General features: G+C 40.6%; 9 protein-coding genes and 1 pseudogene. 1 reads left to right on the forward strand and 9 read right to left on the reverse strand.

Annotation, left to right across the window (positions count from 1 at the left end; all coding sequences use genetic code 11):
• The first annotated feature begins 302 nt into the window (after window positions 1-302).
• On the forward strand, window positions 303-719 hold the full coding sequence (locus NWQ57_RS14505; protein ID WP_306022879.1) for a MarR family winged helix-turn-helix transcriptional regulator: 417 nt from the start codon (window positions 303-305) through the stop codon (window positions 717-719).
• Window positions 720-747: 28 nt separating this feature from the next.
• On the opposite strand, the gene NWQ57_RS14510 is transcribed toward NWQ57_RS14505, so the two are convergent.
• The 9 genes and pseudogenes from NWQ57_RS14510 to NWQ57_RS14550 all read right to left on the reverse strand — a co-directional run.
• Entirely contained in the window at window positions 748-1,002 is a 255-nt protein-coding gene (locus NWQ57_RS14510; protein ID WP_306022880.1) for a DDE-type integrase/transposase/recombinase, read from the reverse strand.
• Window positions 1,003-1,170: 168 nt separating this feature from the next.
• On the reverse strand, window positions 1,171-1,521 hold the full coding sequence (locus NWQ57_RS14515; RefSeq protein WP_306022881.1) for an L-rhamnose mutarotase: 351 nt from the start codon (window positions 1,519-1,521) through the stop codon (window positions 1,171-1,173).
• 36 nt (window positions 1,522-1,557) lie between these two features.
• Window positions 1,558-2,001 (reverse strand): annotated as a pseudogene (locus tag NWQ57_RS14520) (MFS transporter); the annotation flags it as partial.
• Window positions 2,002-2,106: 105 nt separating this feature from the next.
• The gene (locus tag NWQ57_RS14525) at window positions 2,107-2,661 is read right to left on the reverse strand and encodes a hypothetical protein (RefSeq protein ID WP_306022882.1); all 555 of its coding nucleotides are present in this window, start codon (window positions 2,659-2,661) and stop codon (window positions 2,107-2,109) included.
• An 85-nt stretch (window positions 2,662-2,746) separates the two neighbouring features.
• Complete coding sequence (locus NWQ57_RS14530; RefSeq protein ID WP_306022883.1) at window positions 2,747-5,527, reverse strand: carbohydrate-binding domain-containing protein; 2,781 nt, start codon at window positions 5,525-5,527, stop codon at window positions 2,747-2,749.
• Between the two features lie 239 nt (window positions 5,528-5,766).
• Window positions 5,767-6,117 (reverse strand): L-rhamnose mutarotase, encoded by a 351-nt coding sequence (locus tag NWQ57_RS14535; protein ID WP_306022884.1) that lies wholly within the window; start codon window positions 6,115-6,117, stop codon window positions 5,767-5,769.
• A gap of 21 nt (window positions 6,118-6,138) precedes the next feature.
• Window positions 6,139-7,500: an L-fucose:H+ symporter permease gene (fucP, locus tag NWQ57_RS14540; RefSeq protein WP_306022887.1), complete on the reverse strand. Its 1,362-nt coding sequence runs from the start codon at window positions 7,498-7,500 to the stop codon at window positions 6,139-6,141.
• A gap of 146 nt (window positions 7,501-7,646) precedes the next feature.
• Window positions 7,647-10,019: a PDZ domain-containing protein gene (locus NWQ57_RS14545; RefSeq protein ID WP_306022885.1), complete on the reverse strand. Its 2,373-nt coding sequence runs from the start codon at window positions 10,017-10,019 to the stop codon at window positions 7,647-7,649.
• 109 nt (window positions 10,020-10,128) lie between these two features.
• Window positions 10,129-11,271 (reverse strand): TonB-dependent receptor (locus tag NWQ57_RS14550; RefSeq protein ID WP_306022886.1); only part of this gene is annotated, 1,143 nt, incomplete at its 5' end.

The following is an 11,271-nucleotide window of genomic DNA, read 5'->3' on the forward strand; positions in this document are numbered from 1 at the left end:
ACTCTATTAACTTAGTCGATTCCCTAAAAAAGCGGAAAAATCATATTTATTTTACTGAATTAGTTAAAACGCGACTAATTACCCCCTTTTTTTGTTGTTCCAAAATTATAAATTCTTTAATTTCTAATTCTTTTTGACTAGCATGATCACAATGATACAGTTGCAAATATAACAGTTGCATTTGCTAACAAATGAATGAAAATAGCTACTTGATGTTTATATGAGCCATGTGACCAATCTTGAATTCGAAATTCCCCGAGAAAAGCAAATAAATATAGAGTAAAAGAGGAGGCATTTTGAGCATGAAAATTAACTTAACTTATTTGTTAGCCGCAGAAAACCTAAGAAAAGTAGCGACTAAAATAAACGTTAATATTTCTGAAGAACTAAAGAAATTCGACTTCAATTTTGATCAAGCAGTAATGATTTATGAGTTGAATATCCAAGAACACATCACCCAGACCCTTTTGAGTAAAAGAGTTAATTTGCCTAAACATACCATAAGTCGAAACTTAGATTTTTTGGAAAATAAACTTTTTGTCAAACGTATTACCGATCCCTCATCCCGCAGAAGTTTTCAATTAGAGCTCACTGAAAAAGGACGAGAAATAGCACCAAAACTAAATTCCATCATTGAAAATGTTTATTTCGAAATATTGTCCCCGCTTGATAAAAGTGAGCGTGTAACTTTGATCAACTTACTTTCAAAAATTCAATAGTTTTTTAAGTATTTAGCCTGTTCAGTCATTACCTCACCATTTTAATCGGCAAGATTATTATAATGAACTTCATGGCGGCCTTTTTGTTTCTGTGTTTTTGAACAAGAATGTCTAGTTCGTCCCCATCTTGATCGACTGACCACCAAAGGAAAAGCAATACACCGTTGATCTTGATAAATACCTCATCCAGATACCTTGTGTCATCAAGCGCTACTCGGTTCATTTTTAATCTGCTTACAACATCTTGCCTCCTACTTTCTGCAACATTGGCCGATGGTTTCATAACTTACAGTAATATCGTGTGCTGCAAGTAATTCTTCGATGTCACGAAAGCTAAGTGTAAATCTATGATAAAGCCACACACCGTGACTGATTATTTGGGAGAGATAGCGATATCCGGCATCAATATTGGTTAGTTATATTGGCATCTTAAACAAAGCGTGTTTCTGATTTAATGTTCATCAAGCTGAAACAGCGGATCCATAACTTGCCACTTCGCGGTTCCTGATCGGACAACATCGAATTTTTGAAAACGTTCCATCAACCTCTCCCATTCCTGCACTTTGGTATTATTGTTATCGGCTACAGATTTAGCCTCAAAACTAAACTTATCATTAACCTGCAAAACCATAACTAAAAGCGTGCCGAGACGACAAATTTGCATTTGCTCTATGCCCGAATCACGAATACTCGCCAGTACTTCTGGCCACACCCGACCTGGTTGATGATAGCTTTCATATAGGCATATGAGATCCTCATCATCCTTTAACTCTAGGGTTAATACATGCTGCTTGTTAGCCATATTCAATAAATCCAACCTCAAATTAATTTAAGTAAATTAAGCGTTATAAACTTTGTGCGCGCGGTAGCCATAAATTGTGATCACCACGAAACAAATTAAAGGTAATAAAAAAGAGGTTTGCACCGAAGGAATATCACCAATAATAGAGCTGCCATCGATCATTGACGCTTGCAAAGGCGGCATTAACGCGCCCCCTACAATGGCCATGACTAAACCAGCCGAGCCTAAACTTGCATCGTCACCCAAATCTTTTAAGGCTATGCCGTAAATAGTTGGAAACATCAAAGACATACAGGCCGAAATGCCGATTAAACAGTACAATCCCAGCATACCGCCAATAAATATAGTGCCTAGCGATAAGACGATACCGCCCAATGCTAAAAACATTAACATCTGACCTGGGCGGAATAAGCCTAATAAGAAAGTACAAATGAAACGACTGGCTAAGAAAATAATCATTGCCACCATGTTGTAGCCCTGTTATTTCGAAGATCCGGAACCTAATTCCAGATCTTCGATGTACTTTTGGCTACCCCAACGGTAATAACCTCATAAATAATTAGCTTATGACTAATTCAGTTCAACTTAATCAGTAGTTTTTCTGGTGAGGCGTACAGTCAAAAATATCCCCAGACTAAATATTGCCAGTATCGACGGAGCGGGTACAGCTTGAATATTTGAAAACGCTAAATCATCCCACGCGAATACTCCAGATTGACTAGCAATACTTATGGAATAACCCACACCACTAAATGCTAGGGAAGCAAAATCGAAGCTAGTAATATCGTTTGCCACGAGATTAATGCTACCCAAAAGATTCCCCGTCCCATCGGCACCATCAAATATATTAACTATTGAGTCTACGAATGCACCGTAAGTAAAGGTAATTTCATCAGTGAAGCCGTCCAATATATTCACATAACCAATACCCGACAATGAGGTGGCAAAGTTTGGTGCTGAAGTTTCCCCAAACCCTGATGAAGCAAGCCAGTCACCCGCTTGAAACTGCACATTTTCTGCAGAATAAAAGTCATCAACCATATCGTTGGCGGCCAAACTATCAAAGTCAATCAAGGTTGCTTGAGAAAGGAATGAACAGGCCATTAAAGCCGCCCCTAAAACTATATTTTTGTATTTCATATTTTGTTCCTAATTTGGTTTTTGAAATATTTTTTAGATACAACCCACGCTTTTTAGCGTGGGTTGTTTTTTTATAAAAAGAGCTTTAATTACCTATCACCTGCACTTCAGCCAAATTAAGAGGGTTAGTCCCAACTAATTGCACACGAACGTACCGCCCAGTCTCCGACACATCAATAACGGTTGGAGTACTTGCTTGACCTGCAGTTAAGAAACTACGTACGCCAGACTGCGCGAGCGTGTCGTTTAGGCTAGTTGAGGTAAAAGGCGTGTCAGACACCAACACATAAAAGTTAGTCAGTCGGTCGGCACAGCAAGAATCGGTGCGATTCCAAATATTAATCACATCAATATCAGAAACCGCCTCTAGGTCGACTTCCCACCAAGCTTGCGCTTCTGTCAGTGTATGCGTAACTGAACCGTTCACCCAAATGCCGTCTGTCGAACCATCCACCGCACGGCTCGCTAAGCCTCCGTAACCGGTAGTTGACTGTGTCGCCGCTTTACCTATGGCAATGTTACCGCTGCTGGCAACAAATTCGATTGAATTAAAGTTGAAATTACCGCCAATCAGTTCGAGGCGTAAGACCAAGTCAGACCCCCCACTGAGAGTGACGTTTTCTAATGTAACGGTTTGCCAATTGTCCCAAGTTCCCGTGCCATTAAAGCTAACAGTACCAAGCGTTTCTCCGTCGAGTATGACCTTAATTCCCCTACCACTATCCGTATCATTTGCTGAAATTCGAAAGTTAATATCATAGGTATCAGGAATAACATCATAAACCGTATATTCCAGCCACTCTCCATCAGCCGTCCATCCAATGTTGTAGCTACCATCGGCATCGCTGGTAGTTTGAATGTCTACACTGTCATCACGATAGGTGTCACCTGAGTTACCTAAGCTGGTATCAAAATAAGCAACGTCTGCGCCGCCATTATCGTAATTTTCAGCTTCAATGACTCCCGGAATAGTGGTTAATATATATGCGGATTGGCCTGCATCAACTACTTGGGCGTCAACAATCAAACCATCAAGTTGCATGTAAGCGCCGTTTTTCTTAACCACTTTCAGTGTATGAGTACCTAACTCAAGACCGCTTACGCTGTAAAGTGTCTGCTGCGCTTGATAAGAATCTGCGTAAGCATTAACGGTTTCTTGAAACACTCCATCCAAATACACATCCGCTTCCCCATAATTAAGATACATGGGGGCAATATATTGAATGGCTTCACCTTCAAAAGTGTATTCAAAATAATCACCGTCAATCTTGGTATAATGTAAGTCTTGGCGATAATCATCTGTTTTTCGACCAGAGGAATATAACCAACTACCTGTGTACACAATACTTTCTTCTGTATCGTTGGTAATGTCATCAACAATGGCGTTTGCTCTGTCTCGCACAGCATAAAGTACTGCAAGAGAATCTTCAGATACCGTGCCATCTTCGTACATCAACATATTGAAACTAAGTGGTATATTTTTTTCGTCAGCTTCAAGGGCTATTGCCACAGCGTAAGAGGTGCTGATAGAAGTATTGATCACGTAATTCGGTGCATTAATACCCCAACCATTTTCCATTTTAAACATAGAATGCTGCAGTAAACCTTTAAGTGGTCCATCGGTGAAAATACCGTCACTGCCCTCTGCCGCACTACCATATTTAGAATCACCATGCTCTGACTCACCAAATGTCATATCTTGGAAATCGGTGTACCGAACGGCATTAATGTTATTATAGGAAATTAAACGATTAGGATTCCCTGTTCTCGCGGCTTCGGCCATGCTTTCAAATGGGGCAGGATAATAAGCCGCGCCATCATCAAAAAACCAACCATCCAGATTTTCACCGTAACGTGCCCCCATATCAGCGACTACAGCTTTCCAGTTAGCAAAAAAGGTGGTGCGATCACCTGTACCGGTATCATCAAACTCACCTGGAAAGTTTTGTTTAGCCGCCCATGTAGGCTCTTGCTGTAAGCCCTGATGATAATAGATCATAAAACGAATGCCTTCGTCTTGCAGCGCTTGTGCAACGTCTCCAATCAAATCACGGGACGCAGTAAGGCTAGAATTTCCCATGATATCGTCAATCGCAGTAATCGGTGCTTGCACCCAATAATTCCACCAACTCATCGACCAAATCACATATCCGGCACCCGTGCCTTTCACCATGGTGACAAATTTAGTCACATCAAAATCTGCAGCGCCTTGATCAAGGCTTTTACGATCACCCGTTTGTGGATAACCCCAAGCACCATATTGAAACATCAAGCCATAGGTTGCTTCTGACAACCAAGTGGATTTTCCTTTGTAACTAGCAACTCGACTATCATATGCGGCAACATCGGTAGCACGTAGCAACTCCAAAGATTTTATTTCAATATTTCCAGCTGTGGCATCATTTCTAACCAGCTTTAAGGTAACTAATCCTGCCGGTAAATAAATATTACCCATTTCAAGCTTATCCCAGCCGATATTTTGAGTCGTTTTATTCAAAGAAATAAACGTGCCTTCGACTGACAACCTTAAGGGCACATTGGTATTCGTGTTTAATAATGCTTCAACAGAATAACTTCCTGCACTTGGTACACTCAATGTCCATTTCATATAGTCATTGGTGTTGTCGTCAAAATTTGTAACGTAATAATGCTTTGGATAAGCCTTACGCACAGATAAACCTGAATTATGTTCAGAGCCTGCAGCCATTAAATATACAATATTGTCAGACGTGGCACTTTGATCGATGATAATAGGATTATCACCTGATTGCGCGACGTTGGTATCCGCCAATACTGCAAGTGGTAGAAAACAAATTATCCCTAACAGCAGCTTTTTATGTTGTAAAAAATGTTTAAATCCAAACATTTATCTCGCCCTCATAAAGTTATTAACTAAAAAATGCTCTCCAATTACTACCCTGGAAAACGTAGCGTTTTAGTACCTTATGAGCTCAAAAAATGCTCAAAGTACTTAAACGTCAATCATGTATCTTTAAATTCAAGACACACCTCTCCCTACGCAGGCTATTAAGCTTGCGTATAAAAAGGACTTTAATGAAAAATCAGTTAGTTAAATTGCTATCTGATTCACATTATTATTGTGCTTTATTGTTCATGGAGCTGAAATATTTGCTTCATGACTTGCCACTTCCCTGCATTTTCTTGAGTCACATCAACTCTTTGAAAACGCTCCATTAACCGCTCCCATTCCTGCACTTTAGCGTTGGCTTTGTCGGCTTTACTTTTAGCTACAAAACTAAAACTGGCATTAACTTCAAGGACCATAACTAACAAAGTATCAAGTCGATAGATTTGCATATTTTCAATACCCGAGGCGTGTATGCTTTCAAGCACTTCTGGCCATACATTACCCGCTTGATGATACTCTTCGTAAAGTCTGATGAGTTGAGGATCATTATTCAATTGAAGGGTTAAACAGTGTTGTGTTGTAGACATTCTATTGCAGTCCTATAACCATTAGGCGTTATAAATTTTGTGTGCGCGATAACCGTAAATAGTGATCACTACAAAACAAATTAAAGGTAATAAGAATGACGTTTGCACCGAAGGAATGTTGCCAATAATAGAAGCGTTATCGATCATAGCCGCCTGCAACGGTGGCATTAAGGCCCCCCCCACAATCGCCATGACGAGACCAGCCGAGCCTAAACTTGCGTCGTCTCCCAAGTCTTTTAAGGCAATACCGTAAATAGTAGGAAACATCAGTGACATACAGGCCGAAATGCCGATTAAACAATACAAGCCCAGCATACCGCCGATAAATATAGTGCCTAGCGATAAGACGATACCGCCCAATGCTAAAAACATTAACATCTGACCTGGGCGGAATAAGCCTAATAAGAAAGTACAAATAAACCGACTGGCTAAGAAAATCATCATAGCCACCATGTTGTAGCCCTGAGCTTCTGACGCAGTCAGACCAACAGAGGTCATGCCATAGTGAATAATAAAGGTCCAGCACATGATTTGTGCGCCAACATAAAAAGCCTGAGTAATAACCCCTTCGATATAACGGCCATTTTTGAATAAACGCTTAAAGGTAGCGCCTAATTCACTCACAGTTAGTGGGTTGTCATGAGAAATAGTACGCGGTAATTTAACAAACAAAAACAGGCAAAAAAGGATAGTAACCACCACGGCAATCGCGATATATGGACCGCGAACCGTTATTAAATCAGCAGCTTGCATTGCTTGGTGTGCAACAGGATCGCTAACCGAAAAATCACTTAAGGCGGAAGTTAACTTGCCGTCTACCACACTGGGCAACATATCGGCGTATTCTGGGTGAGCCGCCCGCTCTGTTACCCGAAACTCCTCAACCTGTAACTTATTTAAAATTAGTGTTGAGGCAACAAACATGCCCGTTAATGAACCTATAGGATTGAAGGCTTGAGCTAAGTTCAAACGGCGAGTTGCAGTAACTGGGTCACCCATCGATAGAACATAAGGATTAGCTGTGGTTTCTAATAATGCCAAGCCACAGGTTAAAATACATAAGGCGGCCAAGAAAAAATTAAATTCTTGCTGTACGCTAGCAGGAATAAACAACAGCGCGCCGACTGCATACAGGGCTAAACCAAGCAGAATCCCCGATTTGTAAGAATATTTACGGATAAAGATAGCGGCAGGAATAGCCATAATTCCGTAACCTAAATAAAACGCAAACTGCACCATACTGCTTTGTGCATTGGTAATTAAGAAAATATCTTTAAAGGCTTTCACCAACGGATTAGTGACATCGTTAGCAAATCCCCACAATGGGAAAAGCAACGCCACTAATATAAATGGCAGCAACATACCCGCGCCAATTAAAGGCATTTTACCATTCACATTGTCTTTTAGTTCTTGGTCTACTCTGACTTGCGATGTCATTTTATTCATCCACTCAATTAAAAAAGGAGGTTCGCTTAAGCTTGCGCTCGGCGCTCACCTCCAAAAGGAACACACACGTTTTTGTACAAAACTCAGTCAATTAAATTAATCGTAATTTGTTGCTTCTGCTGGTTACGTGAAATCATTATTTCTAACACGCCTCGCCATTTTCTCGATTGATACGCGGCCAATAAATCAGCAGCATTTTTAATCTCGTCTTGTCCACCAAATTGAGTATCAACCACTTGCAGAATCACATCCGAAACTTGTATACCTGCGGCGGCCATTTTGCTGTTAGGGGCAACTTTTAATATCATAACCCCGGCTATATCAGCGATACCTAACGCCGATTGTTCACCCAAGGTTTCCACCGATTTAAGTGTGGCCCCTAATAATTCATGGGTTTTGCCAACTTGGTTATCTTTGGCAGAGAGAAACAATTCAGGAAATTTAGGCGTTTCTGCCAGAACCCTAAGTGCTTCAGTTTGGACACCGAATTGATCCATCGGAAAATTTTTAAAACCTAACTCAAGCCCTAAAGAACCCTCTGCCAATTGATAATTGCCTTGCTCAGGAGCAACAAATTGTGGTTCACCATGCATTGAATGTGTATCCAAACCCAAAGCCTGCGCCGCCTTTAAATCGGCTTGATTAACAAACAGGTTGTAATCAATTTGCTGGCCCCAATGGTCATTTAAAATGGGCTTATGACCAGATAGCAAAATATTGTGAGCGAAAATATCTTCACTGTTTTCAAACCACACATGAGGATGAAAGGAGTTATTTAAAATAATGTTGTTCGTCACGATACGTTTAAAACCTTCACGTAATTTCAAACCACCACTGAGCATGACATTGTTGTATATTTCATAGTTTGAGGAGCCATCATCAAGATCAATATCCCATCCGTGATCACATTGAAAACGATTATTACGGAGGATCGTTGGTTTGATTGCATCTAAAAGGTACATGCCTGGATTGCGTAGATTAATGTCATCCATTTTTGCTCGATCAGGATGCCAAAATCTATCTCGTCCCCATGAATTAAACGCCCCATGATCACCAGTTTCTAGCACAGTATCGAACACATCATTATATTCAATCACGTGCCCACCCCAAGTACCTTCACTGACATTAATGCCTGCTCTAGGCACCCGATAAATCGAGTTGTGGCTAACTGTGATATCTGATGCCATAGATAACTGCACACCTGCCACTTGTTTTTCGACTAAACCAATATCGTGGATAAGGTTGTTATCAACTAACGAATGACTTGGATATTGGTCGGTTTTAGGTCCAAGCTGAAAATCCAAGTCACCTTCAGGTACAAACTCATGGTATTCAAAACTAGGCGAACGAACTGCGTTTGCATTGCCCACAAAACTCACAGCACTGGCTCCGATATCATGAATATGATTGTTTAGTATCTCGGTATTACGATTATAATTGCTGACAAAAATAGCATTACCACCTAATTGACTAAAACTTGAGCCCTTCACTTGGATATGTTCAGTGCCATCTAACAAAATGGCCCCCCCTCGATATATCGCCCAGTCACTGCGTAAAAGTGGTTCTTTGGTTTGCATAAAAGTAGGCTGAGTGTGGCTAAATTGAATGCCACTAATCTGTACATGTTTAACCGGCTTACTTTGAGTACCTCGTAGTTCTATCAAGTTATCGAGCTGAGGCACTTCGACTTTTGCTTGGTGGATATCAATACCTTTAGGTGGATAAAAATATAGCGTGCTAGCCGCCTTATCCAAATACCACTCACCCGGTGCATCAAGTTCTTCAAATATATTTTCTACAAAACGATATGTCAGGTGCATAGGTGAACGACGATTATTCTGATAACCCCCGTCTAGCTGTAAGCTTTTATCCTTACTCACCCCAGTAATTCGATAATGCATATCTCCCCAACGGCTTTCGTGCAGACCATGCACAAATCCGCCAATAGGGTTTGCCCATGTTGCTATGCGCTCAGGCGCTATCGCGTCTTTTGCATAACCATTAAAAATCGCTACATCAGGGCTAAAATTAGGATACCTAGCCATAGGCTGTAAGGCCCCATTGATATAAAGGCGAGTAAAATCGAGGTCACTAATTTTAGCTTGGAATATTTGCTCGGTATAAGGCTGCCAATTCAGCTCAATGGCTTTGGCACCGCTAATGATTACTTTGGCATTATCTTTTGCTGCAATCACAAAAGGTTGCTCGGCCGTACCAGAAAATGTTTCATCTAACACAAGGGGGTGATCTAAATAATAGGTACCTGCAGCCAATTCAATCTTAACCGACTGCTTAGCATTAAGTAGGGTGCGGCTATATTCTATCGCGTCCGCTAAATCAGCATAATCTGATGAAACTTTGCCCACAGATAATATTGTGGGGAACTGAGAAACTTGACTTTCAATGGCCACATCGTTGGTTCGTGAACAACTAACCAAAGTGATTATTGATGCCACTATACAAGTCAAAAATAGCAATCTCATATTTACCTTACCCATATTTTATATGTATCAACATTTTAAAATGGGGCGCAATTAAAGCGCCCCACAAGCTCAATGCAACGAATTAAAATTTCGCACGCACACCTAATGTAAAGCGTTTACCCACATCTTCTAAACCACGGTTTATGCCTAGTGAATTGAGTTGTATTAAAACTTCATCGGTAATATTGAGTGCTTCAAAATCAATAGACACATTTTCGGTCACGTTATAGCTGGCTGAAAAATCTAATTGACTGTATTCGTCTGTAAATGAACCATCACCAAAATAGTTTGTGCCATTATTCACAAAACCATCACGATAGTTATAAGCAAAACGGGCACCAAAGACGTCGTTTTCATAGTAAGCGACTAGGTTGTAACTGGTCTCTGAAAGGCCATCTAAAGTCAGCAAAGGACCATCTTCAGAAGCCTGCACTTTATCTGCATCTACCAAAGTGTAATTTGCGGTAAAACCTAAACCTTCAACTAACATGTCCAATGGTTGTTGCCAGTTAAACTCGATACCGGTCAAGTCACTGCCTTTACCATTGTCTGGTAAAAAGCGAGTAAAGGTAGTTGTAACCGAATTATTACCATCTAAGTCACTATAAGTGACTTGCTCTTCGTTGGTAGAAGCCACTACAAAAGAGTCGATAAACTTAACAAAAGGAGCAACCGAGAACATACCACCATCTTCAAAATACCATTCAACAGAGAAATCCAGCTGATCGGCTAAGAAAGGGTCAACATCAGGGTTACTTGAATTGATAGTTTTAACATTCACATTAATAGTGGTCGCTGGTGATAAAACACTCAACGATGGGCGAGACATCACACGGGCTGCACCAAAGCGTAATAACACATCATCGGTTAAATCATACTTAAGATTCAAACTCGGTAATATTTCAGTATAAGTTCGGCTAACTGAGCTTTCACTAGTATCAACAAAGGTCTGCGCTCCCCCTTGATCAAAACGTATAGTACTAAAGTCAGGAACATTGCCTGAAGACTCCTGATCTGTCGAAACAATTCTAATACCAAAATTACCAGTTAGACGGTCATCCAAACCTTCAAAATTGACCTTGGCATAAGCCGAAAATACATTTTCTTTTACATTAATTTCACTGGCTCCTCCTTCAGTCAATGTGCCGTTAGCCACTAATGTAGACAAAGGAACTGCATCCAATAATGTGCTTACATCTGCAGATAACCACTGACTGGGATAACT

Source organism: Paraglaciecola sp. (assembly GCF_030730205.1).
Lineage (GTDB): Bacteria > Pseudomonadota > Gammaproteobacteria > Enterobacterales > Alteromonadaceae > Paraglaciecola.

Excerpts from the sequence above, each read along its gene's own strand:
- NWQ57_RS14515 (WP_306022881.1), bottom strand. The coding sequence starts at position 1,521 with ATGGCTAACAAGCAGCATGTATTAACCCTAGAGTTAAAGGATGATGAG.
- NWQ57_RS14535 (WP_306022884.1), bottom strand. The coding sequence starts at position 6,117 with ATGTCTACAACACAACACTGTTTAACCCTTCAATTGAATAATGATCCT.
- NWQ57_RS14530 (WP_306022883.1), bottom strand. The coding sequence starts at position 5,527 with ATGTTTGGATTTAAACATTTTTTACAACATAAAAAGCTGCTGTTAGGG.
- NWQ57_RS14505 (WP_306022879.1), top strand. The coding sequence starts at position 303 with ATGAAAATTAACTTAACTTATTTGTTAGCCGCAGAAAACCTAAGAAAA.
- fucP (WP_306022887.1), bottom strand. The coding sequence starts at position 7,500 with ATGCCTTTAATTGGCGCGGGTATGTTGCTGCCATTTATATTAGTGGCG.
- NWQ57_RS14510 (WP_306022880.1), bottom strand. The coding sequence starts at position 1,002 with ATGAAACCATCGGCCAATGTTGCAGAAAGTAGGAGGCAAGATGTTGTA.
- NWQ57_RS14525 (WP_306022882.1), bottom strand. The coding sequence starts at position 2,661 with ATGAAATACAAAAATATAGTTTTAGGGGCGGCTTTAATGGCCTGTTCA.